At 64.1% G+C, this 25921-nt stretch carries 23 protein-coding genes; 6 read left to right on the forward strand and 17 right to left on the reverse strand.

Going from position 1 to position 25921, the window contains the following annotated elements; all coding sequences use genetic code 11:
- Positions 1-59: 59 nt before the first annotated feature.
- The 10 genes from EAV90_RS18155 to EAV90_RS18205 form a co-directional block, all read right to left on the reverse strand.
- Positions 60-1067, reverse strand: coding sequence for a formate dehydrogenase subunit gamma (locus tag EAV90_RS18155; RefSeq protein WP_129144243.1), 1008 nt, complete (start codon positions 1065-1067; stop codon positions 60-62).
- Between the two features lie 33 nt (positions 1068-1100).
- The gene (gene fdh3B / locus EAV90_RS18160; protein WP_122403933.1) at positions 1101-1697 is read right to left on the reverse strand and encodes a formate dehydrogenase FDH3 subunit beta; all 597 of its coding nucleotides are present in this window, start codon (positions 1695-1697) and stop codon (positions 1101-1103) included.
- 11 nt (positions 1698-1708) lie between these two features.
- Positions 1709-4651, reverse strand: coding sequence for a formate dehydrogenase subunit alpha (locus EAV90_RS39555; protein ID WP_164937000.1), 2943 nt, complete (start codon positions 4649-4651; stop codon positions 1709-1711).
- A 2-nt stretch (positions 4652-4653) separates the two neighbouring features.
- Complete coding sequence (locus EAV90_RS18175; protein ID WP_027571964.1) at positions 4654-4872, reverse strand: twin-arginine translocation signal domain-containing protein; 219 nt, start codon at positions 4870-4872, stop codon at positions 4654-4656.
- 29 nt (positions 4873-4901) lie between these two features.
- A complete protein-coding gene (locus tag EAV90_RS18180) occupies positions 4902-5681 on the reverse strand; it encodes a molecular chaperone TorD family protein (protein ID WP_129144245.1) in 780 nt (259 codons plus the stop codon).
- Between the two features lie 131 nt (positions 5682-5812).
- Positions 5813-6424 carry a DUF3306 domain-containing protein gene (locus EAV90_RS18185; RefSeq protein WP_129144246.1) on the reverse strand — a complete coding sequence of 204 codons (612 nt, stop codon included), beginning with the start codon at positions 6422-6424 and terminating at the stop codon, positions 5813-5815.
- Positions 6421-6936 (reverse strand): DUF3305 domain-containing protein, encoded by a 516-nt coding sequence (locus tag EAV90_RS18190; protein WP_122403937.1) that lies wholly within the window; start codon positions 6934-6936, stop codon positions 6421-6423. The genes EAV90_RS18185 and EAV90_RS18190 overlap by 4 nt, the downstream gene beginning before the upstream one ends.
- The gene (locus EAV90_RS18195) at positions 6933-7940 is read right to left on the reverse strand and encodes a DUF6352 family protein (RefSeq protein ID WP_122403938.1); all 1008 of its coding nucleotides are present in this window, start codon (positions 7938-7940) and stop codon (positions 6933-6935) included. The genes EAV90_RS18190 and EAV90_RS18195 overlap by 4 nt, the downstream gene beginning before the upstream one ends.
- On the reverse strand, positions 7937-8476 hold the full coding sequence (locus EAV90_RS18200; protein ID WP_129144247.1) for a DUF6505 family protein: 540 nt from the start codon (positions 8474-8476) through the stop codon (positions 7937-7939). Before EAV90_RS18200 ends, EAV90_RS18195 begins: the two co-directional genes overlap by 4 nt.
- Positions 8473-9213, reverse strand: a complete 741-nt coding sequence (locus tag EAV90_RS18205) for a biotin/lipoate--protein ligase family protein (RefSeq protein WP_245509557.1) — start codon at positions 9211-9213, stop codon at positions 8473-8475. Before EAV90_RS18205 ends, EAV90_RS18200 begins: the two co-directional genes overlap by 4 nt.
- A 164-nt stretch (positions 9214-9377) precedes the next feature.
- On the opposite strand from EAV90_RS18205, the gene EAV90_RS18210 reads away from it, so the two are divergent.
- Complete coding sequence (locus tag EAV90_RS18210; RefSeq protein WP_129144248.1) at positions 9378-11348, forward strand: 4Fe-4S binding protein; 1971 nt, start codon at positions 9378-9380, stop codon at positions 11346-11348.
- 36 nt (positions 11349-11384) lie between these two features.
- Here the strand turns inward: EAV90_RS18210 and EAV90_RS18215 are convergent, their stop codons facing one another.
- Positions 11385-12674, reverse strand: coding sequence for a c-type cytochrome (locus EAV90_RS18215; protein WP_245509558.1), 1290 nt, complete (start codon positions 12672-12674; stop codon positions 11385-11387).
- A 332-nt stretch (positions 12675-13006) separates the two neighbouring features.
- Positions 13007-13477 carry a hypothetical protein gene (locus tag EAV90_RS39560; protein ID WP_160118838.1) on the reverse strand — a complete coding sequence of 157 codons (471 nt, stop codon included), beginning with the start codon at positions 13475-13477 and terminating at the stop codon, positions 13007-13009.
- 16 nt (positions 13478-13493) lie between these two features.
- Between EAV90_RS39560 and EAV90_RS41270 the strand changes: the two genes are divergently transcribed.
- Entirely contained in the window at positions 13494-13616 is a 123-nt protein-coding gene (locus EAV90_RS41270) for a hypothetical protein (protein WP_283809894.1), read from the forward strand.
- A 7-nt stretch (positions 13617-13623) separates the two neighbouring features.
- On the opposite strand, the gene EAV90_RS18225 is transcribed toward EAV90_RS41270, so the two are convergent.
- Positions 13624-14616, reverse strand: coding sequence for a Bug family tripartite tricarboxylate transporter substrate binding protein (locus EAV90_RS18225; protein WP_245509559.1), 993 nt, complete (start codon positions 14614-14616; stop codon positions 13624-13626).
- A gap of 341 nt (positions 14617-14957) precedes the next feature.
- Here EAV90_RS18225 and EAV90_RS18230 point away from each other — a divergent pair, with 341 nt between their 5' ends.
- Positions 14958-16094, forward strand: coding sequence for a GNAT family N-acetyltransferase (locus EAV90_RS18230; RefSeq protein WP_129144249.1), 1137 nt, complete (start codon positions 14958-14960; stop codon positions 16092-16094).
- 27 nt (positions 16095-16121) lie between these two features.
- On the opposite strand, the gene EAV90_RS18235 is transcribed toward EAV90_RS18230, so the two are convergent.
- Positions 16122-17345 (reverse strand): FAD-dependent oxidoreductase, encoded by a 1224-nt coding sequence (locus EAV90_RS18235; RefSeq protein ID WP_164937001.1) that lies wholly within the window; start codon positions 17343-17345, stop codon positions 16122-16124.
- 440 nt (positions 17346-17785) lie between these two features.
- Here EAV90_RS18235 and EAV90_RS18240 point away from each other — a divergent pair, with 440 nt between their 5' ends.
- From EAV90_RS18240 to EAV90_RS18250, 3 genes are all read left to right on the forward strand, one after another.
- Positions 17786-19132: an oligosaccharide flippase family protein gene (locus EAV90_RS18240; RefSeq protein WP_129144251.1), complete on the forward strand. Its 1347-nt coding sequence runs from the start codon at positions 17786-17788 to the stop codon at positions 19130-19132.
- Between the two features lie 236 nt (positions 19133-19368).
- Complete coding sequence (locus tag EAV90_RS18245; RefSeq protein WP_129144252.1) at positions 19369-20544, forward strand: glycosyltransferase family 4 protein; 1176 nt, start codon at positions 19369-19371, stop codon at positions 20542-20544.
- A 29-nt stretch (positions 20545-20573) separates the two neighbouring features.
- Positions 20574-22109 carry a glucosamine inositolphosphorylceramide transferase family protein gene (locus EAV90_RS18250; protein ID WP_129144253.1) on the forward strand — a complete coding sequence of 512 codons (1536 nt, stop codon included), beginning with the start codon at positions 20574-20576 and terminating at the stop codon, positions 22107-22109.
- Between the two features lie 110 nt (positions 22110-22219).
- Here the strand turns inward: EAV90_RS18250 and EAV90_RS18255 are convergent, their stop codons facing one another.
- The 3 genes from EAV90_RS18255 to EAV90_RS18265 all read right to left on the reverse strand — a co-directional run bounded on the left by EAV90_RS18255 (position 22220) and on the right by EAV90_RS18265 (position 25809).
- The gene (locus tag EAV90_RS18255) at positions 22220-23167 is read right to left on the reverse strand and encodes an ABC transporter substrate-binding protein (protein WP_122403946.1); all 948 of its coding nucleotides are present in this window, start codon (positions 23165-23167) and stop codon (positions 22220-22222) included.
- Positions 23168-23252: 85 nt separating this feature from the next.
- The gene (locus EAV90_RS18260) at positions 23253-24293 is read right to left on the reverse strand and encodes an ABC transporter permease subunit (RefSeq protein ID WP_129144254.1); all 1041 of its coding nucleotides are present in this window, start codon (positions 24291-24293) and stop codon (positions 23253-23255) included.
- On the reverse strand, positions 24286-25809 hold the full coding sequence (locus tag EAV90_RS18265; RefSeq protein ID WP_129144255.1) for a sugar ABC transporter ATP-binding protein: 1524 nt from the start codon (positions 25807-25809) through the stop codon (positions 24286-24288). Before EAV90_RS18265 ends, EAV90_RS18260 begins: the two co-directional genes overlap by 8 nt.
- Positions 25810-25921: the final 112 nt, after the last annotated feature.

The raw sequence follows: 25921 nt of genomic DNA on the forward strand, positions 1-25921 counted from the left end.
CGTCTTGTTTGCGAAACAGTCGGCTCGGTAGGTCGGAGCGTCCGCGCCGGTGCTTCGCCCTATTCAGCCGCCGCGGTCGCGGGTTGCGGTCGTCCGTCGTTGGGTCCCGTTCGCGCCATCTGCTCGTCGAGCCAGAGGCTATGGTGCTCGCGAGCCCAGTTGACGTCGACTTCGCCCGTGCCCATGGCCTCGAACGCACCTTCCATGCCGATGGTGCCGATATAGATGTGTGCGATCATCGCCGCGACGAACAGGACCGCCACGACAGAGTGGACGATCTGGGCCATTTGCATGCCTTCGATCCCCGTTGTGTAGAACGGGAACATCAGGACATAGCCGCTCGCAGCGACCAGTCCGCCACCGATCACGACGATCCAGTAGACCGCCTTCTGGCCGGCGTTGAAGCGATAGGCCGGCGGATGATCATGCCCGACGATGCCGCCGCCCCGCTTCAGCCACTCCACATCCACCTTGTTCGGAATATTGCCGCCGATCCACATCAACAGGATGAGGACGACGCCGATGGTGAACGGGAAGCTCAGATAATTGTGGGCGTACTTGGCCCATAGCGACCATTCGGAGAAGTTCTCGAAGCCGATCAGCGGCAATAGCAACGGTCGGCCAAAGGTGATGTTCAGTCCGGAGATCGCCAGAATGATGAAGCAGGTGGCGGTCATCCAGTGCACGAAACGCTCATAGATATTGAAGCGCACGAGGGTGCGGCCGGACCGTCCGCTTTCGAGCCGCACCATGCCGCGGGTCAGATAGAAGATCACGAGCACCGCCAGCATGCCGATGATCGCGATTCCGCCGATCCAGCGCAGCGTGACATTGTGGAACTCGCGCCATTGCCGCCCCTGCGGCTGCTCGAGAACGCCGGACCTCTCATCAGGGATGCTGACGCGACCCTGAATCCGGTTCAGCTCCTGCAGGAGCTGCTGCTCCTTGACCGAGCTCGCGGTCGGATTGACCTGCTGGGCGCCGACCGGCGCCGGAGCTGCCACGACGAGGAGGAGTAAAGCACAGGCGCCGACGGCCGCCCGGACGAACCTTGCAAACGACACCATGAGCTCCTCCTCAATGTCCGCGCGCGACCTTCGTCAGGATTCGATCGTCTCGCGATAGGCCGTCTTCCAGCCCCAGGCACCCGAGCCGTAACCGCGCTTCATCACGCGCTCCTTGTAGATCTGCGCAATGATCTCGCCGTCGCCCGCAAGCAACGACTTTGTCGAGCACATTTCGGCACACAGCGGCAGCTTGCCTTCGGCCAGCCGGTTCGCACCGTATTTCTCGTACTCCTCCTTGCTGCCATCGGCTTCCGGACCGCCGGCGCAATAGGTGCATTTGTCCATCTTGCCGCGCGAGCCGAAGTTCCCGACCTTCGGATATTGCGGAGCGCCGAACGGGCACGCGTAGAAGCAGTAGCCGCAACCGATGCAGAGGTCCTTGGAGTGCAGCACCACAGCATCGGCCGTGGTGTAGAAGCAGTTCACCGGGCACACGGCCGCGCACGGCGCGTCCGTGCAGTGCATGCAGGCCATCGAGATCGAGCGCTCGCCCGGCTTGCCGTCGTTGAGGGTGACGACGCGGCGCCGGTTGATGCCCCAGGGCACCTCGTGCTCGTTCTTGCAGGCGGTGACGCAAGCGTTGCACTCGATGCAGCGATCGGCGTCGCAGAGGAATTTCATACGTGCCATCGTCGTTACTCCTAAGCCGCCGCGATTTGGCAGAGAGTGACCTTGGGCTCCTGCATGCCCGTCGCGGGGTCGTACCCGTAGGTCGTGATCGTGTTGGCGCTTTCGCCGAGCACGATCGGATCGGTGCCCTTCGGGTAATTGCCGCGAAGATCCTTGCCTGCGAACCACCCGCCGAAGTGGAATGGCATCCAGGCAACGCCCTTGCCGACGCGCTCGGTGACGAGCGCTTTCATCCTCGCCCTGGAATTGTTCTCGGCACCGGTGACCCAGACCCAGCCACCGTCCTTGACACCGCGCTCGGCGGCATCGGCAGGATTGATCTCGATGAACATGTCCTGCTGCAATTCGGCAAGCCACGGGTTGGTTCGGGTCTCCTCGCCGCCGCCCTCATATTCGACCAGACGGCCAGACGACAGGATGAGCGGGAACTGTTTTGCAATTCCCTTCTCCACTGCCGCCTTCTGCACGGAAAACCCGATATTCGGCATCCGGAACTGCTTGGCGTCGGGTAACGTCGGATATTTGGCGACGAGGTCGACGCGTGGCGTGTAGATCGGCTCGCGGTGAACCGGGATAGGATCGGGCAAGCCGAAGGCATTCATGCGCGCTTTGCCGTTGCCGTAGGGAACGCAGCCATGCGCCAGCGCCACGCGCTGGATGCCTCCCGACAGGTCGAGCGCCCACGACACCGTGTCCGGATTGGCGGGATTGACCTTGTTGATGACAGCCATTTCCGCTTCGGTGAGCTCGCTGTCCCAGCCGAGCTTCTTCAGGCTCGCCAGCGTGAACTCCGGGTAGCCGTCCTGAATGCCCGACCCCAACGAGTACGAGCCGTCCGCAAGCAGGCTCACCTTCCGCGTCGTGCCGTCCGGCAGCTTCTCCTCGCGCTCGATGCCGAATCGCGGCCGGAACGTGCCGCCGCCGTCCATCACGTGCAGATTGGTGTTGTAGAGCAATGGCGTGCCGGGATGCTTGACTTCCGGTGACCCCCAGCACGGCCAGGGCAGACCGTAATAGTCGCCTCCGACCTCGGGATCGTCCTTCGGCGCCCGCATCGTCAGCATATCGAACTTGGCCTGGTTCTTCATGTGCGCCTTCAGGCGCTCGGGCGATTGCCCGCAATAGCCGGTCGACCAGCTGCCGCGGTTCATCTCGCGCAGCACATCCTCCGCTTCAGGAAGATTGTTCTCGACCTTGATTTTCTTGAACATCTGGTCGGCGAAACCGAGCTTCTTCGCCATCAGATAGATGACCTCGAGATCATCCTTCGATTCAAAGATTGGCTTCACGATCTGCTCGCCCCATTGCAGCGAGCGGTTGGAGGCGACGCGCGACCCCTTGCATTCGAATTGCGTGGCAACCGGCAGAATGTAGACGCCATCCTTGCGGCCCGCCTCGACGGCAAGCGAGGCCCAGGTCGTCGGATGCGGGTCGGCAATGACGAGCAGCTCGAGCGCCTTCAGGCCATTGAGGGACTCAGGAATGCGGGTGATGCTGTTGGAGGCGTGCCCCTGCACGAACACCGCCTTCACAGTGTCCTTCTGCGCGACCTGATCCTTCGGCAGCGTCACCGCCTCGAACCAGCGGGTCAGCGGAATGCCGGGGGTTTCCATGATCTGCTTGGAATCGAAGCGCGACTTCAGGAAGTCGTAGTCGACCTCCCAGACCCGCGACCAATGCTTCCAGGCGCCTTCGGCGAGGCCGTAGTAGAACGGCAGCGTGACGATATCGAGCCCGACGTCGGTCGCGCCCTGCACGTTGTCATGGCCACGGAAGATGTTGGCGCCGGCGCCGGCCTTACCGACATTGCCGGTCATCAGGAGCGCGATGCAGCTCGCCCGCACGTTGGCGGTGCCGACGGTCTTCTGGGTCTGGCCCATGGCCCAGATGAGGGTTGCCGGCTTCTCGGTGGCGAACATCTTGGCGACGCGCTTGAGCTGCTCGCCCGGAATGCCGGTGACGCGCTCGACTTCTTCCGGAGGCCACTTCTCAACCTCTTTCTTGATGTCGTCGAAACCGTAGACGCGCTGCCGGATGAACTCCTTGTCCTCCCAGCCGTTCTGGAGAATGTGCCACATCATGCCGTAGAGCACCGGGATGTCGGTGCCCGGCCGCATCCGCACATATTCGGTTGCATGCGCGGCCGTGCGCGTCAGACGCGGGTCGATGACGACAAAGTTGGCCTTTTGCAGCTCCTTGCCCTCGAGCAGATGTTGCAGCGATACCGGATGGGCTTCGGCCGGATTGCCGCCCAAGACGACCTGTGTCTTCGCATTGCGGATATCATTGTAGCTGTTGGTCATCGCACCGTAGCCCCAGGTATTGGCGACGCCGGTGACGGTGGTCGAATGGCAGATGCGAGCCTGGTGATCGGTGTTGTTGGTCCCCCAGAACGCACCGAGCTTGCGGAATAGGTAGGCGCCTTCGTTGGTCATCTTGGCCGAGCCGAGCCAATAGACCGAATCGGGGCCCGACTTCTCGCGTACAGCCTGAAGCTTGTCTCCGATCTCGTTGATCGCGGTGTCCCAGGACACGCGTGTCCACTGCCCGCCCACGAGCTTCATCGGATAGCGCAGCCGCCGCTCGCTGTGCACGAGTTCGCGTACCGAAGCGCCCTTGGCGCAATGCGAGCCTCGATTGATCGGCGAATCCCAACTGGGCTCCTGCCCGATCCATACGCCGTTCAAGACCTCGGCCGTCACCGTGCAGCCAACCGAGCAATGCGTGCAGATGCTCTTGCGGATGGTCGCGCCTTCGGTGAGCGGACCGGCCTTGGCTGCTTCCGCCTTGCGCACGCTGCCGAGCGGCATGGTGCCAAGCGCAGCAAGTGCGCCGCCGGCAACACCGGATTTGCGCAGGAAGCTGCGGCGGTCGAGACCGCCGGCCCGTGCCGCTAGGGACTCGACAACGGAGCCCTGGCGAGGGGAATGCTGGTGTGTTCGCTTGATCAGCACGGTCAGCCTCCCTTAGCCGGATAACGATTGACGCGGTAAAAAGCCTTCACGTGATCGGATTCCTTGTAGCGCGCCTTGCGCTTCTCATCGTTGTTTTCGCTGTCCGCCTGTGCGGACCCGACCAACGGCGTCGCAAGCGTCGCGCCGACACCGGCCGTGCCCAAGCCGACCTTGCGAAGGAAATCGCGGCGTCCGACCTTTGCTTTCGTCTCGTCACTCATCGCATCTCTCCCGGACCGAGGCACCTCGGTCAGCTCGCGAATGTGAATGCTTCCGTTTCGATTTCGATGAAGGTCCGGCCGAGCGCGCCGACCGCTCGATAGAAGCCGGCATCCCGGGCGCTCTCGATGTCTGTGAACAGCCGCCCCATCCAGGGCGACACATGCTTTTCGAAGAAGGCGCGCTGCGCCTCGGGCGAGGCATCGAAGCGGCCGCCGGCAAGGCCCGCCATGATCTCGCACAGGATGGCGGCGTGATCCTCGGGCTCGGAATTGTTGGCAACCGGCTCGATGCCGAGCGTCGTCAGGTCACCGCGCAGGCGCGACAATGGCCGCTCGTTGAGAAAGCCCGTGAGATAATAAGAGGCATAGGGCAGCAATTCGCCGCGGCCGAGCCCGACGAACAGATCGAAATATTCCCGCTCGACTTTCGCTGCGACGGCACTTGCAGCGGCCTCGGCCAGCGCCGCATGCGCGCGTCCGAGGGGCGTCGCGTCACCGTTCAAGGCCGCGAGCTGATCGAGCAGTAGCTTCGACGGAGGCGCGGACAGCAGCAGCGCCAGCAACGCGTATTCCTGCGCCCGCGCCGCATCGATGGGGTCGACGAGCTCAGCGGATCCGGCTTGTTCGCTGTAGAGATCGGGCCGCAGATCATTCCGGGAAACGCCGGTGGCGGCTTCGACTGCAACCACCCGTTGTGCGGGCACGCGGGTCCAATTGGATACGGAGGGCTGGCTGATGCCTATTTTGCGCGCAAGCTGAGCAATGCCGCCCGCGGCGTCGATCGCGCGATCAAGCCCGTCATCACGCACGTGGACCTCCCATCCAAGTCCCGTCTGCTTGATTATCGCTTTTGTTACAAAGCAGTAGGCAGCGTAATCCCGGTTCCACTGACCGTCAATCGCCTGCCATAGCCTGGGCCTATAGCCTTTGGTCGAGTTGCTCAGCGCGGCAGTGCACCGCCGTGCGTACGGGGTCTGACAGGCTCGGCAGATTCTGCAGATCTGTCGACCACTGCTGGTTGCACTGCAGCAGGGATTGCCGGGTGCTCGGTCTCATCGGGCGGCTCAGCGACATTGGAAACCGCTGTCGCTTCGGCTTGATGCAATTCCGCCGAGGAATCTGCCGTTTCGATCGACGCCTCGGGGAGAGACTGGGCCACCTCGCGCACACCACCAACTATGCGATCGACCAGTGCGGCCAGTTCCTCCGACGAGCAATCCAGTGGTCCAAAACCCGGCATCGCAGTCGGGTCGTTGAAGTCCCATGCATTCTCCGCAAGCCCGACGAAGTCGCGGATGGCGGGGTCGGTCGCCCAGGCGCGGCGAAGAGCCGCACGGCTCAACTCCCGAGGAACACCTTTGCTGAGAAAGGCCGTGATGTCGGTCGCCGCATTGATTTCGTCGATCGACGGCAGACAAGAGAGATCGAACTTGGTCTCGTCGTCCTTGGCCTCGGACGGCGGCATGGGCTGCGCCGGGGCAGGCTTCGCCGGCTCCGCCAGCGATGCGCGCTTGCGGCGGGACCAACGTGCAAGGAATTCCTCCTCACTCATTCCTGTCCGCCTTCATGTTCGCGCCGTGCCAGCGCTTCCGGGTCGGCGCGGCGCCGCGTACGCTTGACGAATTCCCGCTCGACATGGTGCTCGGCCACGAAGCTTTCAATCGCTTCGCGCAGCACCTCCGGCATCGGCACGGCCTCGACGAGATTATCGGCGGCTTCGGTAAAGCCTTCGCCCTCTGCGGGGTCGGCGGTCACCGCGGCGACGGCATAGGGCCAGGGGCCCTCCGAGGGCGACAGCACGGTCCAGATGCTCGGGCTACCCGAGGCAAGATTGTCGCGATAGCGCGCGGTCTCGGAAGGATAGAGATCGACGGTGGCACTTCCGGCATAGAACATGGTCGTGCCATCCTCCTCGCGAAGCACGGTCCAGGGTTGGGTCACCGGCTCGTCTGGCAGGACGGCAATTCCGCGCCAGATGAAATCGACCCAGGGCGAAGCGGCCTTGCGCCGCTCGACCACGACGCCGACGGCAATCGAGAGGGACGGCAGCGCCGCAGGGCTCATGTCACCATCTCCAGGCATTTCACCGGCAGCCCGGTCAGAAGATTCTGCGGCTTCATCCGGAGCTTCTGATCCGCCGTCATCGACAGGATCAGGTAGACCGGTTCACCGCTGACATCGTCAAGCGCACGGCTTGAATCCGCAAGTGTCAGCCGGAACAGCGCAAGCACACGATCGGCGTCGCGCTCGCCGAGGTCGTCACCGTGCCACAGCCGGTCGCCAAGCCTGGTGGCATCGGCATCGAGCCCGACATACCAGGTGAGCTTTGTCTCGCGCAGCGCCCGCAGCGGCTCGATCACGACGTCGATGCCGAGCAGATGGGAGACCCAGCGCGTCATCGCCTGCGCCAGCGCAGCCGGTCCGCGGCCGCCGGCCGTGAGGTCGAGGGCCATGTCGAACTGATCGCTGCGCTGCCAATAGGCCTCGGCATTCTCCTCGCTCAACACGTCGACGACGGCGTCGGTGGTGGCGCCCAGCATCGACATCAAAGAGAGCACCGGGGTCGGGCTCCGGCCGCCGACGATCTCCTCGTCGCCGAGCAACAGGGCGTGCTCATGCGGCAGGATGCGTTGGGTCCGGAAGAACAATTCGGCCGCGCGCAGCACGAACGGGTCATCGCAGCCATCGAGCGCGTTCCGCAGGATGACGTGCACGAGCTGGTTGACGAACAGCGGCGGCAAATCGTTCGCGCCGGATCGCACCGATGCAAGATAGGCGGCTTCGAGCGTCGGATGCCGCAACAGAAGATCGCGAAAGGCCAGCACGAACTGCCAATTCTCCCGGGCATCCGCATCGACAATCCCGGCGATTTCACCGGCGCTGACCGCCTGGCGCGGGTCGGCGAGCAATTCGCGGTGCAGCCGGCGTTCGATCGGGCACGCGTCGTCCGGCGGCATCAGCTCGGGACGGGCGAAATAGGCCTTGAGGAACTCGTCGGTGACACGGAGGCCACCCCCCTCCTCGCGATCGAGCAGGTGATGGCCGCAGGCGATCCAGAAATCGTTCATCTGATGGTCGGCTCCCGGCCCAGATCCGCAAGCTTGAGATCGCCATCAGGCAGGACGTCGTCCTCCATTTCCATGAACGAGAATGCCTTGCCGTGCCCCTGCCCTTCCCGGAGTTGCAGCCGGCGGAAGGATTCGCGGACCTCGCCATCGTTCAAGGTGCGATGCACTGCAATAAGCGAGCTGATCGGATGGCTGCAGAGGGACTGCGAGAACGCCACCTCCTCTTCCGCCGCCGCCTTCGCTGCCGCCATGTCCGGCGCGCCGAAACGATCGACGAGTTGCCTCGCCAGGAGATCGACCAGGCCGCGGCAATCGTCCTCGGTCGCCGGAACGATCTGCGCCAGCGTCGACCAGCCCCAGGATTGCACCCCGAGAAAACCACCGCGAAACGCCGCCCGCGCTTTCCCCTCGAGCTTCGCAGCGTCGCACTCCCAGAAGCGGAAAGCGCCGGAGACGGCCCATTCGCCTGGCTCCGCCGCCACGTCGAACACGAAGGTGTCGGAGGGATCGAGCGCGATGGTACGCAGGAGCTTCACAGGCGTGGTCCTCCGAGGGCCGGATCAAGCCAGGATGGCGTCGCGAGCGCCTGGACGAGGTCGCTTCGCTCGATCGTATCCGTCCCGATCCGGCGCGTCAGGACATCGCCGCAATCATCAATGCGCTGAACTGCCTGCCTTTCACGCGGCACCCGCGTAAGATAATCGCGCGCGACACTGTCAAAGCCGGCGACCCGCCATCCGTCCAGCGCCAGCATCAGGTGCCTGGCGAAGCTCTCCGTGATCTGCGCTGCGCCAGCCTCGCCAAATCCTTCCTGGTCGAGTGCCGAGGCCAGCGGGTGAACGCCTGGATCGTCATCGTTCATGGCAACCGTCCGGATCATGGCCCCGAACACCAGCCAGGGCGGCGGCGCATCCTCGCCGGCGGCGGAAGGCCAGCCCATCCGTCCGCCGCCGACCAGCCCTCCGTCGACTCTGACCTGATCCGGCCAGCCGATAGTGATGGGCTTGCTCGGCGGCGCATAGGCGCGAAGCGCATCCGTGAGCGCGACCATACAAGCGTAGAACGCGCGCCGCGCGCTGCGTAGCGGCTCGGCCGGCTCGAGCACCACGGCGAACTCTGCCAGGTCGAAGCGGCCGACATAGACCAGCGTTCCGGCTCCGCTCTCCGGTGCAATGCGGCATGCATGGGCAAAAGCATCGCCACTCTCGCGCAGCCGCACCAACGTGAACGGCGGCGGCAGGTGGATCGGTTCCGCCAGGGAAACATGGCTCACTGGGGTCGACGGCAGGCCGTCCTCCGCTTTCCTTTTCTTCGCGGTGGATAATGTCTATACGAGGCGAAGGGCCGGCGCGAGTCCGTCGTCGGCGTCCGAATGGCGGAGAGATTAACCTGGAGCAGCCAGCGAAGACCGTCCTGATCTGCTCGTGCGAAGACACGATGCGTCTCGACGTGGCTGCGATCCGGCGCGGATGCCCGAACTGCGAGCTCAAGAGCTTTCGCCACCTCTGCGGTGCGGAGCTCGATCATTTCCGCAACATTGCCGCGGCGGAAGGCATGCTGACGGTCGCCTGCACGCAGCAGGCCGCGCAGTTTTCTGACGAGGCCGGCGAACGGCCTGATGCAATCAGCTTCGTCAATATCCGCGAAACGGCCGGCTGGTCGCGCGAGGGCGCGCGCACTGGCCCAAAGATGGCCGGCCTGCTCGCATCCGCCTCCATCCCGGCCGCGGACTATCCGCTCGTCACCTTGTCGAGTGAGGGCGTGATCCTGATCTACGGCCGCGATGAGGCTGCGATCGAGGCCGGCCGCCTGCTTGCCGATCACCTCGACGTCACGGTGATGCTGAAGCAGCTCGATGACGCGGTGCCGCCGGCTGCAACGGTGTTCCCGATCGTCAAGGGTACGATCCGCTCCGCGAAGGGACATTTCGGCGCGTTCGAACTTGCTATCGACGACTATGCGCGTCCCCGCCCCTCCTCGCGCGATCGTTTCGTGCTGGACCCGCCGCGAAGCGGCGTCACCTCGCACTGCGATATCGTGCTCGATCTGTCCGGCGATTTGCCGCTGTTTGCCGCCCACGACTTGCGCGACGGCTATCTTCGCGCCGACCCGAAAGATCCCGCTGCGGTGCTGCGCGCCGTGCTGACCGCGCGCGATCTGGTCGGCAGCTTCGACAAGCCGAGATATGTCGACTTTGCGCCCGCCCTTTGCGCCCATTCGCGCTCGAAGCGCACGGGCTGCCACCGCTGCCTCGATCTCTGCCCGACGGGGGCGATCACGCCTGACGGCGATCATGTCGCAATCGATCCGAACATCTGCGCCGGCTGCGGCCAATGCGCGGCTGCCTGCCCGACCGGCGCGGCCTCCTACGCGCTGCCGCCCCCCGATACACAGCTCCAGAAAATTCGCGCCATGCTGCTCGCCTATCGCGAGGCTGGCGGCGCTGATGCGGTGCTGCTTTTTCATGACGGATCGCACGGCACGCCTCTGATCGAGGCCCTCGCGCGGCATGGCGATGGCCTGCCGGCGAACGCGCTCCCCTTTGCCGTCAACGAGGTCACGCAGGTGGGGCTGGAAGCGATTGTCGGCGCCTTCGCCTATGGCGTATCCGCCGTGCGCTTCCTGCTCCGCGCCAAGCCGCACCACGATGTGACCGGATTGGCGCAGACGATCGCGATGGCCGAAGCGATCCTAGGCGGCCTTGGATTTGCAGGCCGTCGCCTCGCCACCATCGAAACGGATGATCCCGATGCGCTCGGCGAGCATTTGACCGATATCGGCACGCTTGCCGCGGTCGCGACGCCCGCGACCTTCAAGACCGTCGGCAAGCGGCGCGACCTCTTGCGGTTCGCCCTCGGCGAGTTGCACCGACTGGCGCCGCAGCCGATCGACGTGATCGCCCTGCCGCAAGGTGCGCCGGTTGGTGCAATCACCGTCGATACCGATGGCTGCACGTTGTGCCTCTCCTGCGTCTCCGCCTGCCCGACCGGCGCGCTGCGCGACGATCCCGAGCGGCCCGTGTTGAAATTCATCGAGGATGCCTGCGTGCAATGCGGCCTGTGCCAGAGCACCTGTCCGGAAAAGGTCATCAGCCTCAAGCCGCAGATCGATTTCCGCGCGGCGCGTGCTCCCGCCGCGATTATCAAGGAAGAAGAGCCCGCACTCTGCGTCCGCTGCGGCACGCCCTTCGGCGTGAAGAGCACGATCGACCGCATCGCAGCCAAGCTCGAAGGCCGGCACTGGATGTATCCGGCCGGCGACAAACGGGTCGAGGCACTCAGGATGTGCGCAGACTGCCGCGTCATCGTCATGAGCGAACAGCAATTCGATCCGTTCAAGGGCGTTCCGGAACGAACCCCGCCACGGACGACGGATGACTATCTACGCCAACGCAACGGCAAGGATTAGACGAAGCGGACGTCTTCGCAAGGCCGGAAGAGGCAATCATCGCGACGTCGCGCGGCCCAGGAACTCGGTGAGTGCGCGCCGGTCTTCGGCCGAACCGATGCGTTGCTCCGGCATCTTGGTGCCGGGGGTATAGGTGTTCGGCCCAATTTCGAACAGTCTTGCGACCGTTTCCGGCGTCCAGACGATGTCCATCCTCTTCAGCGCATCGGAGAAGCGATATCCCGGGAGCGAAGCGATCTTGCGGCCATATAGTCCAGCAAGCGTCGGGCCGGCACGCTGCACCTCCTTGTCCGACAGCGTGTGGCAGGCAACACACGCCCGAAATACATCGGCGCCATGATCGCCGGCATAGGCCGCGAGCGGATCGGCCGGTGTGCCGATCAGACCTGAGCCGATGGGATCGCCGGTGCGCGCGTTCCAGCGCCTGATCCTGCCGTCCGCACCACCCGTCATCAGTGTCTCGCGGTCTGGAAGGAAGGCGACCGACCACACCGGCTGCCCGGGCCCAACCAGCGTGCGCAGCAGGTTGCGCGACTTGCGATCGATGATCGCCACTGTGCCGCCGATGCCGGCCGCAGCGATCAATGCGCCGTCCGCCGACATCGTCAAGGCCACCACCGGTGTCGGGCTGGCCGCGACCTCGCCGCTGACCTTGCCGTCGGTGCTCAGCATGCGCAGCTTGCCGTCGACCGCGCCTGTGACGATTTCACCATCCGGCGCCACGGCCACCGCGTTCAGCGCCGCCGGCAACGTCACGATTTCCGGCTGGCCATCCGGCAAACGCCAGATTCGCAGCGCAAGATCGTAGCCGACGCTGACAAGTCCGCCGTCCGGCAGGAAAGCGACACCGTTGACGTTCTGCGTATGCCCTTCGAGCGCGCGGGACGTGCCGTCCGATAGCGACCAGAGCCGTACCGTCCGATCCCATGAAGCCGATGCGAGAACCGACCCATCGGGCGACACGGCAAGCGCCACGATCGGAGCGACGTGCCCCTCCAGCACCCGGTCTGGCTCCTGCCGTCCCGCCGTCCACACCGCAATTCGTGCATCGGCGCCGGCCGTGATCATGCGGCCGTCCTTCAGAAAGACGACCGCATTGACGCCATCAGCATGATACCGCAGCACTTGCTCTGCGGTATCCGTCTTGAGCGACCAGCGGATGACCGCCGTGTCGAAGCTGCCGGAAAGAAGGCTGCCCCCGTCGGGCGAGATGGCGAGAGCCCGTATCGGGCCGCCGTGTCCGACCATGTCGGCGTGCGCGGGCGATGCGGCAAAGATGACCCACAGCGCCGCAGCGACGTTCCTGCACCAAGGCGATCTGTTCATTCGTGGCCGCCCTGCTGACATTCACGCCCTCAAGATTGCCAGAACGGGCAACGGAAATGAATATCCGGGACCGGTCTACTTGGCAGGTGCGGTCGTGGTCTTGGAGGATCCCTCGGGAGCGGCCTGCATTCCAGGCGGACTCTGGCCCTGGGGGCTTTCGGCTGGCGCACCACCCGAACCTGTATTGGTCGGGCCCGTCCAACCTTGCGGCTGTGCTTGACCTTTCTCCTCGGGACGGGTTGGCGTCGGCGAGGAGTTGGTTTGCGCGGGCTGGGCCAGGGCGCTCCCAGCAAAGCAAAGTGCAGCGAAGCACAAAAGCGTTTTCGCTAATCTCACGCAATATCTCCGATGCGCTCACTAACTCGCAAGAACTTCCAAACCCTCCTTCCGTTCCGAAGCGTGCAGTGCAATAGCCCGGCTCGCGCATCCTCCGCCTTGAATGCCGATCGCCCCGACACCAGATTCTGGCTGCTCACGTCAAGGAAGACGGCATGCAGGGGCGAACGGGGCCAATTCTGCGGATGATTGCGCGGCTGCGCGTTCTTCGTGCCATTGATGGCCTGCAAGATCCCGCTGCGCGAGAAGCCTCGTCTTTCCTCCTCCTCGTTGCCGTCGTGCTCGCGCTGCTGCTCGCAGTCTTGGAAGTCGATTTGAATGGCACCGAGCTTCAGTCCCTTGGCTTGATGGGCGATGCGTTTTCCGCCGATCCCGTGTTCAAGAGCCCATAGGACCGCGGAAGCCTTGGAGCGATCAACGAGCTTGCTGGCGGCAAGCCGTGTCGTATAGATGGTTTGCTGGTCCAATCGAGGGAGGCTGAGGATGAAGGCTTTTTTGCTTGGCTGCGTCGCGGCCCTGGTGATTGCGATTGCGGGGATGCTGATCTTGGATCGCGTTCAGGAGCCCGCCGCGCAGGCGTTTGCTACGACCGGGGTGCGTCTCTGAGAAGCACTCAGTCGCGCTTGAGCCCGATCGACTTGACGATGGGAGTCAGGCGGACGAGTTCGTCCTCGACGAGGCGCTGAAATTTATCGGGGCCTGAATCGATGTCCGGCTCCAAACCTTGCGAACGATAGCTTTCCTGCAACTGAGGATCGGCCATCGCCGCGCGGGTCGCGGCGGCGATCCGCTCCACGACCGCGTCCGGGGTCGCTCTTGGGGCAAACAAGCCAAACCAGCCGGCATATCTGAGGCCTGGCATGCCGGATTCGGCAACCGTCGGAACTTCCGGCGCTCCGCTCAACCGCCGGTCGCTCGTCACGGCGATCAGCCGCAGCTTGCCCGCAAAGTGCAATTGCAGGATCTGGCTCGAGACCACTGCAATGACCGAGTTGATCTGGCCACTGACGAGGTCGCTGGTCGCGGGCCCCATGCCCCGGTAAGGGACGTGAACCAAATCCGCCGCAAGACCCGATTGCTGTCTGAACATCTCTCCGACGAGATGATTGCCGGTGCCGACGCCGGGAGTGCCATAGGTAAGCCCACCCGGATTGGCCTTCGCAAAAGCTGCCAGCTCCCGCAGATCCTTCACCGGCAGGGACGGATGAACGACGAATGCAAGCGTGCTCGTAATCAGCCGGTAGATGGCGCGGAAATCGCGAACCGCGTCGTAGGCGGGCTGCGCCGACGACAACGGAATCGTCACTTGGGTGCTGCCATTGCCGAGCAGAAGCGAGTAGCCATCCGGTGCGCTCTGCGCCACCGCGGCGGAGCCGATCGCACCGCCGGCGCCGCCGATATTCTCGACATGGACCTGCCCCAGCAGCGGAGTGACCTTGTCGGCCCATGGACGGCCGATCTGATCACCTGCAGCGCCAGCCGAATAGGGAATGACCAGCTTGATGGAGCGGGAGGGGTAATCGTCGGCGGTTGCACCACCGGGCCAGGCAGCCAGCGCCGCGAGGCACGCCGCCATATCGAGCAGTTCTCGCCGTGAAAGGGACATCTTCTGCGTATTCGGGACCGAGCTGATCATCTTGCACGAATGAGAGGTCTGGAAAATCCGTGCAAGGAGGTCGCTGCCCTGCACTGTGCGGGCGGCAATGGCCGCGCGAGCTGTGTCGCAATCCTTGCCGACGCTCCACCGCTACCAACCGTTTGCTGGCGCGAGTCGATCTTGGGCCCCATATCCATCTCCGGCATCTTAAGGGTTTGGTAACGATACGAACATGGTTGAACGCATTGATGCAAATCGCGCGCCGCCGGTGTTTGACCCGTAACGACCTTGCTATAAGCGCAGCTACGGCTCGACGACGCTCGCGAATGATTTGGCTTCCCTGATTGCGCATGAACAAGCTCAGCAACACGTTCGACATCGTCATCGAACAGTCGTTCGACTTTCTGTCTCCGGAATATGCACAGCTGTTTGATCGCTCGGCCGCCACTGCGTTCCAGCATCCGATCTGGCTGAACAGCCTCTACACCAGGCTCGCGCCCGAAGCGGGTGCGACAGCTTTGGTCCTCGTGGTCCGCTACCGCGCGACGGGGGCCCTTGCGATGGTGTTGCCCCTGCTCCGGATCCGGCGCGGTCCGATACGAACCGTCGAGTTCGCCGACCTCCGCGTTTCCGACTATCTGGCGCCGGTTTGCAGCCCTGACGTGTTGTCGCAACTGCTCGGTGACGCCGCTGCATGCGCGCAGATTCGGCGCCTTGTCCGCCCTTTCGATCTGCTCCGAATGGCCAAGCTGCCCGACGCGCGGCTTCCGATCGAAGACCTCCTGGGCGCGCCACGACGTGTATCGATGGACACCAATGCCTATGCCACGGTTCTCGTCGCGCCGTTCGAGCAATGGCGCGCCAGCGCGATGGATCGCTCCTATCAGAAGGAGCTCGCAAAGAAGTATCGTCAACTGCAGAAGAAAGGCGCGCTAAGCTTCTCATGCTGCGGCGACGGCCCCGCCGTGCTCGAGACGCTGGACGTGATGAGGAAGTTTCGCGGCCCGCGCTTTCACGCACAGGGCGACGGAGATCTGCTTCAGCGTCCCGAATATTACGGCTTCTATTCCGATGTCGCCCTTCGCGGCATGGGCTCCTTTGTCCGCGTCTATGCCATGAAGATGGACGGCGACGTGATTGCCGCCGTGCTGGGACTGTGCCACCGGGGCAGCTTCCTCGTCATCATGAGCGCCTTCGATATCGAGGGCTACAAGAGCCAATCCCTCGGCGCGCTGATGTTCGAACAAGTGGCGCGGGATTGTATCGAGCGCGGAGATCAGATGCTCGATTTCACCATCGGCGATGAGCCATACAAGAAGTTGTTCGGCGGGCGGCCTTCGCCGATGTGGGCGGTCACGCAGGCGGGCAGCACCATAGGGGCCATCGCCCTCTTCGCGTTGAAGCAGGCTCCCTGGCTCAAGCTGGCGGCCAAGCGGCTGTCGGATTTGAGGCTCCAGCCCGCCCGCCCCACAACTCCGACGCGCTGACCGGCGGCAGGCGCAGGGGCGCAGAGCCTAGGCACGCAACGCGCCGCGGACACGCCCGAGCCAGCCCGGATTCATTTGGTCGACGCGGTGTGCAAGACTGCGCCGCAGGAAGTGCAACCGCCGCCGCACGTCCCAGCCGATATCGTTGCGGGACGTCAGGGCCTGGCGGAAGCGCGCCATCTTCAGCGACTGCTGGTCCGCCGCGATCTTGTCGCGATCGGAATAGAACTGCGAAATCTTCTCCCGGCCCATGCCTGCGGTCATGAGCCACCGCGGAACGTATTCGGTGCAAAGACGGTCGACGTCCACCAGCAGGCGGGCGACGCCCGTGCCGGCGGCGGGACAGTTGGTCTGGAACGCATCGCCGATGAGCACGACGCCGGGCTGGAGATGTCCCTCGACGACAGTCAGATCCATCACCCAATTCTGGACCCGGTCGGTCACGCGGAAATCGCCGAGGTAGGACTGCAATCCCGGCAGCAGGCGCAAAACCGTCGCTTCCGGTTCGCGACGCAATTCGCGCATGATCGGATCGGTCGGATCGCGGAACATGAAGAGATTGGCCCGCATGCCGGCACGGACGGGAAACAGGCTGAGATAGTCGATGCCGTCCGCCGTGCGTTCGCCGTAGCAGGTCAACGCCTCGAAATCGAACGGGCGACCGTCCTTGCGAGCGATCGTGAAGCCGAAAGAAACCGAATGGCGCTCGGCCAGCACACGCCGCCTGATGCCAAGCTTGTAACCCAGCACTCCCGCCATGCCGGTGGCGAGAACAACGAGGCGAGCCGTCACACACCGTCCGGAGGCCAGCTCGAGATGCTGGACGTCGTCGCTGCTGCTGATCGCTGTGACCTCGTCGACGATCAGGTTGGACGGATCGGGAATCTGGCTGCGCGCCATGGCGACGAGATCGGCATAGGGAAAACCGTAAGCCTGGCCGACGCTGACATCGACCACTTTACCCTCCCGGATATTGAGCACCCGCTGATATCGACAAGCGACGCCGTCGAGCGCGCTGAGGAAGCCCAGCTTGCGGAGCAACTGCAGCTGATGGCCGCCGATCTTTTCGACCCGGAACTCGTGCGGATAGACCGCCCGCTTGTCGACGAGAGCAACGCGATGCCCTGCCCGCGCCAGCACGGCCGCCGCAAGCGATCCCGCAAGGCCGCCGCCGACAATTGCGATGTCCGAGACGATCGGTGCGGTCCCGCCCCCGTCGATCGGCCCGGTCACGGTTCTATCCGTCGTCATGGCTCCTGCTCCCACGGTTAACGGGCGCTTCCAGTGCAATTCTCTCGCCTGATGTCGCATCGCAGAGCCAAGTGCGATCATTTCCGGAGATTGAGGTTAACGACCGGGAGCGTCGGGCACGCCGCCGCCATCGCGGCACGCGTCTTGCTCGGGAGGCTCTGCAAATTCCGGATTCCGTCTCGGCGGCCAATCTGCGCGAGCCATTCCGCACTCAAACGGCTGATCTCGCCTCTTTCGGTCGTCGATGCGGCGCTATCACGTCAGTTGATCGGGTCGGACTTTGCATTGCTTGGGACAATGGGTACGGCGATGTTCAAGAGTGAAGCAACCGGCGTAACCGCGATATCGTCGCGACCGGCGCGATCTCGCGAGCCGTCCATTAACACTCACGATTTTTCGGCATGCTAGGCTGTCGCCAGTATCGGAACATGTCCCCTTCCATGATCGAATCCATCCTCCAGTTCATGCGGCGCGACGTCACGCGCGGTGTTGTCGGGACCATCCTTCTCAAGGTTGGCAGCGGCGTGCTCGCGTTTGCATTGTTCTCGCTGGCGGCACGAACGATGTCGCCTGATGGCTTCGGCATCTTTGCGACCTGGCTTTCGGTGGCGCAGATCGCAGCCGTCGTGGGACTGGTCGGACAGGAATCCTTGCTGGTGCGATTCCTGAACGAATATCAGGTCGGCGGCCGGCCGGACCTCACCAAAGGTGTCCTCCTGTCAAGCTTGAAGATCGCCTCGGTCGCAATGCTGGTCGTGATCGGCGGGATCGCCGTCGCGGCGAGCGTGAGGGGCGACTGGTGGCTGCTGATCCTTGCGGTGTCCGCCTATACCGCCGTCAATGCCGGCGTGATGCTCGGCAGCCAGATCGCGCGCTCGCTGGTCAGCATTCTCATGGGCGAAGGAAATCGCGAGTTCTTCTGGCGGGTCATCGTCGTCCTGTTCCTGCTCGCGATGCTGCTCGGCCATCGGCGACTCGATCCCGCCGAACTGTTCGCGGTGATGACAATGGCCATGTCGGCAGGGCTGGTTGCGCAAATCGTTTCGATCGCGCGAGTGCTGCCGGATTTGCGCGGTACGCCGGCGCGCTCGGAGACGGCCCGCTGGCGATCGAGCGCCCTTCACTTCTGGCTCGCATCCATCCTTGAAGTCGCCAACCAGTATTTCGACGTTATTCTCGTCTACTGGATGCTGGATCCGGCCACCGCAGGAATCTATTTTGCCGCCTCGCGCCTCGCCAACATCTTCGCCATGCTGTCCGCGGCGCTGTACACGTTCGGCGCGCGCCGACTTCCTTCGCTGTATTTCAGCAAGAACCACCAGGAGTTCGAGCGGACCTTACAATTGATGGCGGAAGTGACCGCGCTCTGCGTCATCGCCGGCCTCGCCACGATCTGGATCGGCGGCCCCTATCTCCTCAACCTGTTCGGACCTCACTTCACCGCGCAGCATTCGGCCTTGATCGTGCTCGCAATCGGAACCGCCATCCAGGCTGCTGGCGGCCCGTCGGCTGCGATCCTGCAGCTGACCGGTCATGAGAGAATCTATGTTCCCGTCGTTGCCGCCAACGTCGCGCTGCGGCTCGTGGGATTTCTCGTCCTCATTCCCTGGCTCGGCGTGCTCGGCGCGGCGATTTCGGCCACTGTGTCGCTCGCGCTCGCGACGATCGCCCTGAACGTCCTCTGCCGCCGGCGAACCGGGGTGGATCCATCCGTTCTCGTGCTGTTGCGCTTCTCTGCATCGAGGCGCGGCACCTATGCAGTCCGCAGTGCCGACTCGCGTGACTAGATGTCATCACGCCGTCGTTCAGGTCCGCAGTCACGCGCCGGCAGTGCGCAAGACAGACTGGTTAACGCGCGCGCTGTGCGTCGTCCGGGAACGAGCGAAAATGCTGCGCGAACGACGTCGTAGCCATAGCCTCGCATTAACTCCGTTTGTTGCTAGTCGGTGTCCACCCCGATGGCCGCATGATAGGTACGGAGTTAAGAAGGTGAAGATTTCGTTTCTTTAGCGGGTCGGGATCCGTGCTCCATTATCAGCCGAACAAGGACTTGGGCGAGACGAGCGCGACGGCACCCGCGCGGCCAGACGGCGGCGGGCCGAAGCTGCACGTGCTTCTCGCGCAAACTCAGGCCGAGAACGCCGGTGCGCAGGAGATCTCCCGGCTTCTCGGCGCCGGACTGACCGCTCGCGGCTACCGGGTCACCAATCTATTCTTCTTCCGCAAATCGGACTCCTTCGATGAGCCGCCCGATACGCTCTACTGCGCGCCGAGCCGACCGGGCGATCCGGTGGCGCTGCTGCGGATGCTGTGGACGCTCGGCCGCCATATCAGGACCACCAGGCCCGATGCCGTCCTGACGTTCCAGCATTTCGGCAACGTCATCGGCGGCGGCGTCACGCGCCTCGTCAGCCGTGCACCGGTCGTCGCAAATCAGGTCTCATCCGCGCTGTCGATGAGCTGGCCGGTCCGCACCGCCGACATCGTCATGGGCAGCCTCGGCTTCTTTGACCGCATCACGCTCAATTCGCAGGATATGCAGCGCGAATACTCGCGCTACCCCGCAGCCTACCGGTCGCGCATGGTGCATGTGCCGCACGGCTTCGACGACAAGGCCCTCACCCTGTCGAAGGAGGCTGCACGGCATGAGTTCAATCTGCCGCCGGACTGCGTCCTGCTGGGCTGCGCGGCAAGGCTGCATCCGCACAAGCGGCTCGACATGGCGATACGTCTGCTGCCGGATCAACCGTCCTGGCACCTTGCGCTTGCCGGCCAGGGAGCCGACGAGGCCCGGCTGAGGCAGCTCGCGAACGACTTGAACGTCTCGGACCGACTGCATTTGCTCGGGGAAATCGCCCCCAGCCGGATGGCGGACTTCCTGGCCTGTCTGGACGTGTTCGTATTTCCAACACAGGCCGAAACCTTCGGTCTCGCCGCGGTCGAGGCCGCGAACGCCGGGGTTCCCTCGGTCGTGACCGATCTTCCCGTCCTGCGTGAAGTGTTGTCCTACGAAGGAAGACCGACTGCACTCTTCGTCGATGCCGCCGATCACGCAAAGCTCTCCGCAGCCGTCTCCAAGCTGCTGACGGACAAACAGCTGAGCGACGAACTGCGACAAAATGCCAAGGGCCTACGATTGCGCTATTCGGTAGATGCCATGGTGGAGGAATACGGTCGAATTCTCGACCAGGTCATTTGACCTGATACGTTGAAATAGATTGGCTCGACATGATCATCGAGTTTCGCTGTGAACGCGAGTACGCGCGCCAGTGGATGGGCCGCGAGACACTGCCGATCGACGGCCGGGACGTTCCGGTTCAAATCGAATGGACGCCAACGGCGGAGCCGCGGCCCGCGGGTCTCGATGCCCTGTTCGAGCTCGAGCGCGTGGTGCTGCACAAGGGCAGACATAGCGGCGCCAACAAGCTGAAGATCGTTCCGGAACGAACACAGGTCCGTACCGAGACGGCCGATGTGGTCGTCGATTTTACGGGTGCCGCGCGGGATCCGGACCGCCCTGCCCGGCTGTATCTTCGGCCATTGTTCAACGGGGTTGCGGGCGAAAATGCCGCGCTCGCCGCCATTCTCGCCGGCGACCTGCCCGTGATCGACATCGTCAACGAGGTCGACGGTTCAGTCCTCGACCGCGGCCATCCATCCGGAGAAATTGCCGCAGGTCTCAGCGGCGCGCTCGAAACGGTCATGGCGCGGACCCTGACCATGGTGGCGGCGATCCTGTCGGGAAGGCCGCGTATCGTGCCGCAACTGGCGCGCCCCGCCGGACATGGCCTGCCCCGCGGACCCGTTGGCTATGTCGTGCGCGGCCTTGCCATGTCGATCGCCAAGGAAATCTATCGTCTCTGCTGCTATGCTCCGCATTGGCATATCGGATGGCGCTTCAATGACGGCGCGGGCGTCTGGCAGACCGGAGATCTGTCAGGTCCAAGCTGGAACGTTCTGGCAGATCCAGGAAACCACTTCTACGCCGATCCCTTTCCCATCACATGGCAGGGACGGACATTCGTCTTCTTCGAGGACCTCGATCACCGTGTCGGGAAAGGCATCATCTCGGCGATCGAGTTCAATGACGCGGGGCCGGTCGGCGAGGTGATGCCGGTGCTGGAGGAGCCCTGGCACCTCTCCTATCCGTTTCTGATCGAAGACGATGGCGAGCTGTGGATGATCCCGGAGAGCTCGGTCCGCGGGGACGTCGCCCTCTACAAATGCGTTCGATTTCCGGACCAATGGGAGCGATACGCGACGCTCCTTTCCGGCCTCGAGCTGGCCGACGTCACGATCACGCGGCACAACGGCCTGCATTATCTGTTTGGCGCCTGGCGCGACGGAACGGCTGGCTATTCGGATTCGCTGGCGATTTATTGCGCCGATCGCCTCTTGGGGCCCTGGCTGCCCCACGCCAGCAATCCGGTCTTGATCGACCGTGCAAGCACGCGGCCCGCGGGGAACTTCGTCACCCTCGATGACAAATTGTGGCGCCCGGTCCAGGACTGCACCGAGGGATACGGCGCAGCGCTTGCCCTGGCGGAAGTGGTCGAACTGTCACCGACGACGTTCAAGCAGATCGTCCGTCACTCTCTGAAACCCGGACCGGCCTGGCCCGGCAGGAAGCTGCACACCTTGAACCGCTGCGGTCGGCTCGAGGTGATCGACGGATCGCGCGTCCAGCCCAAGACCAGTGCCTTCGCAAGCAGATTTCCATCCGCCATGCTGGCTCCGCGCACCAGTCCATATACTGTCCGCTGAAGCCACCGGCGCGCTCGTGCGGCCGATGACGCACCTGCGTCAGCGACGGACGGCGTCGATCAGAACGCCGTCCGTCATCTTGGGTTTGGGTGCTCGCGAGGAGCCGCGACTTACTGGGAGCGATCCGAGGTCCAGCCCTTGTACTCGGCGACGTTGTCTCTGGTCACGAGCTTGGACGGAAGCAGCTCGACGGTCGAGGCCGGCTTCTGGCCGTTGAGAATGCCGACACCGACCTGTACGGCCCGCCGCGCCATGAAGAACGGGTCCTGCGACGCCGAGGCCTGGATCTGCGGCGACTGCGGATCTTTCAGCGCGGCCTCTATATCAGGCGCGCCGTCGACCGCGGTGATGATGATGCCGCTACGGTTCTGCTGGCGCGCGGCAAGATCGGTGCCGATCGCCTGCGGATCGTTGATGGCGAAGATGGCGTCGATCTTGGGGAAGCGGGTCAGATAACCCTGCGCGACGGTGAGCCCGCCCTCGCGCGAGCCCTTGCCGTCCTGGTCGCTGGACAGCACCTTGATGCCGGGATTTTTCGAAAAGACGTTCTTGCAGCCGACGACGCGGTCGATCACGGCGGAGACCTGCGGCCCGTTCTCGATGATGACGTCGCCCTTGCCGCCCAATTTGTCGACGATGTACTGGCAGGAGATCTCGCCGGCCTGCACGTTGTTCGTGGTCACGGTGGCGTCGGCGCCTTCGGCCGCGGTGTCGACGGCGACGACGACGATGCCCGCCGCCTGCGCCTTCTTGATTGCCGGCCCGATCGCCTTGGGATCGCCGGGGTTGAGCAGGATCAGGTCGACACCTGCGGCGATGAAATTGTCGATTTGGGTAACCTGCTTGCCGAGATCGTATTCGAATCCGACCGTCGTGATCTTCACGTTGGGATTGGTCTTCTTCGCCTCGAACTCGGCGCCCTTCGACAGCGCGACGAAGAACGGATTGCCCATCGATCCCAGCGAGACGCCGATCGACTTGAGCTCCTTCGCCGAGGACGGCACGGTGCTAAGAACAAGCGCCGTCGCGGCGCCGGCGAGCATGATTGTCTTCAACATGGACTTCCTCCCTGGTCTGTCTTCGTCCCCGGCGCGGCAGACCAGTTGCCGCAACGGAATTCGCATCGAAGGCGCGCCAAGCCTGTCAGGTCCTGGCCGAGCCTTGCAGCCGGTACCGATCGAGCGCCACGGCGCCGATGATCACCAGGCCCTTGATCACATATTGCCAGATATCGGAGACACCGATGAGGATGAGGCCGTTGGACAGCACGGCGATGATCAGCGCGCCGACCAGCGTGCCCCAGATCGAGCCGATGCCACCAACGAAGGAGGTGCCGCCGAGGATCACGGCGGTGATCGCGTCGAGCTCATAGGACTGGCCGAGCTGGAGGCCGTTGGCCGCATAGAGCCGTGCCGCCTGCATGGCGCCGCCGAGCCCGGCGAAAAGTCCGGAGACACCGTAGACGAAGATCAGCACGGCCCAGACCTTGATGCCGGCAAGCCGCGCCGCGCTTTCATTGCCGCCCACCGCATAGATATGCACGCCGAGCACGGTCCGGCGCAGCACCAGCCACGAGACGAGGATGACCAGCAAGGCGATCACCGAGAGCCACGGGATCGAGAGGGCGCCGGGAACCAGCGTCAGCGAACCGTTGCCGATGAAGGCATAGGGAATGGATGGATTGAACACGGTGGTGTCGGCCCCGAGCAGTCGCGCGAGGCCGCGCACCGCGGTGAGAGAGCCGAGCGTGACGATGAAAGGCGGCAGGCGGAGCAGCGCGATCAGCGCGCCGTTGACGACACCGAAGCCAAGGCCCGTGAGCAGCGCGGCCGGCAGCCACAACATGCCGAGTTCCGGCAGCTTGGAGAGCGTCAATCCTGCCATTGCGGAGGCCGCCAGGATCGAGCCGACCGAGAGGTCGATGCCGCCAGTGAGGATGACGAAGGTCATGCCGGCCGCGAGCACCGTGTTCACCGCGGCCTGTTGCAGCACGATGCCGAGGTTCTGTCCGGTGAAGAAGCGGCCCTCGGACAGCACGTGGAAGCCGATGCACAGAATAAGCAGCACCGGCAGCATGCCGAGCGCACTGATCAGCATTCTCATCCGCTGACGCCTTGTCTCTGCGGCAGCACCGTTGGTCGTCGTCGATGCCGGCTTGGCCTCCGCAGCACCATTACTAGGCATCGAGATGCTCCATTCCCGTGGCAAGCGCCATGATGTCTTCCTGCGTCAGCGGCGAGTTCGGGCCGCGGGTGACCTCACCGGCGATGTGACCGGCCCGCATCACGACGACGCGGTCGCAAATGCCGATGATCTCGGGCAGATCGGACGAGATGACGAGGATCGCGGTGCCGGCCTTGGCCAGATTATCGATGATCGAATAGATCTCCGACTTGGCGCCGACGTCGACGCCGCGCGTCGGCTCGTCGAGGATCAGTACCTTCGGCGCAATGGCGAGAAGCCGCGACAGCAGCACCTTCTGCTGGTTGCCGCCGGACAGGCCACCGGCGGGAACGCCGGCATTGGCGGCGCGGATGCTCAGGCCTGCGAAGGCCCGGTCGGCGCGCTCACGCGCCTTGTCGCGATCCAGCACCCAGCCGAGCTTGGCATCGCGCGCGAGCACGGCGAGATTGATGTTGTCCAGGCACGACATGTCGAGAAACAGCCCGAGCGCCTTCCTGTCCTCCGTTAGATAGGCGATGCCGGCCTCGAGCGCCTCGCCAGGCGTGCGGATCTCGACCGGGCGCCCCTCCAGTTCGAGCCGGCCGGAGGTCTTCGGTGACGCGCCGATGATGAGGTGCGCAAGCTCGGTGCGGCCGGCGCCGATCAGGCCGGCGAGCCCGACCACCTCGCCCGCATGCACGGTGAGCGAGCAACCCTTGACACGCTGGCCATCGGCCATGTCGATCGCTGCGAGCACGGGGTGCCCCCGCCCCGCCTCCGGATCGTGGTCCTTCTTGTAGAACGAGGAGACGTCACGCCCGACCATCAGCCGGACGATGGTGTCGGCGCGGATCTCGGGCTTGTCCAGCGAACCGACCAGCCGGCCGTCGCGCAGCACGGTGACGCGGTCGCCGAGCGCGTAGACCTCGTCCATGCGATGCGAGATGTAGATGATGGCAAGCCCCTCGGCACGAAGCTGGCGGATCAGCGCGAATAGCCGCTCGCTTTCGGCAGCCGACAACGAGGTGGTCGGCTCGTCCATGATCAGGATCTTTGATCGGGCGTGCAGCGCACGCGCGATCTCGACCAGCTGCCGCTGGCCCATGGACAGATGCGCCACCAGTGTCGATGGCAGAAAGTCCGCGCCCAGTCTCGTCAAGATGGGGCCAACGCCCTCGCGCATCGCCCCGCGCGCCAGCAAACCTGATCGCGACATTTCCCGGCCGAGATAGATATTCTCGGCCACGGTGAGATTGGGAGCGAGCGACAGCTCCTGATAAATGATGGAGATGCCCGCAGCGCGGCCGCCGAGCGGGCCTTCGATCCGCACTGCCTTGCCCTCGATGCGGATCTCGCCGCCGGGATCAGGCCTGTAGGCGCCGGACAGAATCTTCATCAGCGTCGACTTGCCGGCGCCGTTCTCCCCCATCAAAGCATGGATTTCGCCGGCATAGACGATGAGATCGACGGCACGCAGCGCCTTGATGCCGAAGAAGGTCTTCGAGACCCCGCGCATCTCGAGGATCGGATCGTTCATCGTGCCTCCCGGCGCACAATGCGTTTCCCACCCGCGTCTCGATCTTCCTGTCAGCGCGGTTTGGTCATTAAACAAAAGCGGGTGACGCAGGGCAATACCGAAGGCGAGTATA

The organism is Bradyrhizobium vignae (assembly GCF_004114425.1).
Lineage (GTDB): Bacteria > Pseudomonadota > Alphaproteobacteria > Rhizobiales > Xanthobacteraceae > Bradyrhizobium > Bradyrhizobium vignae.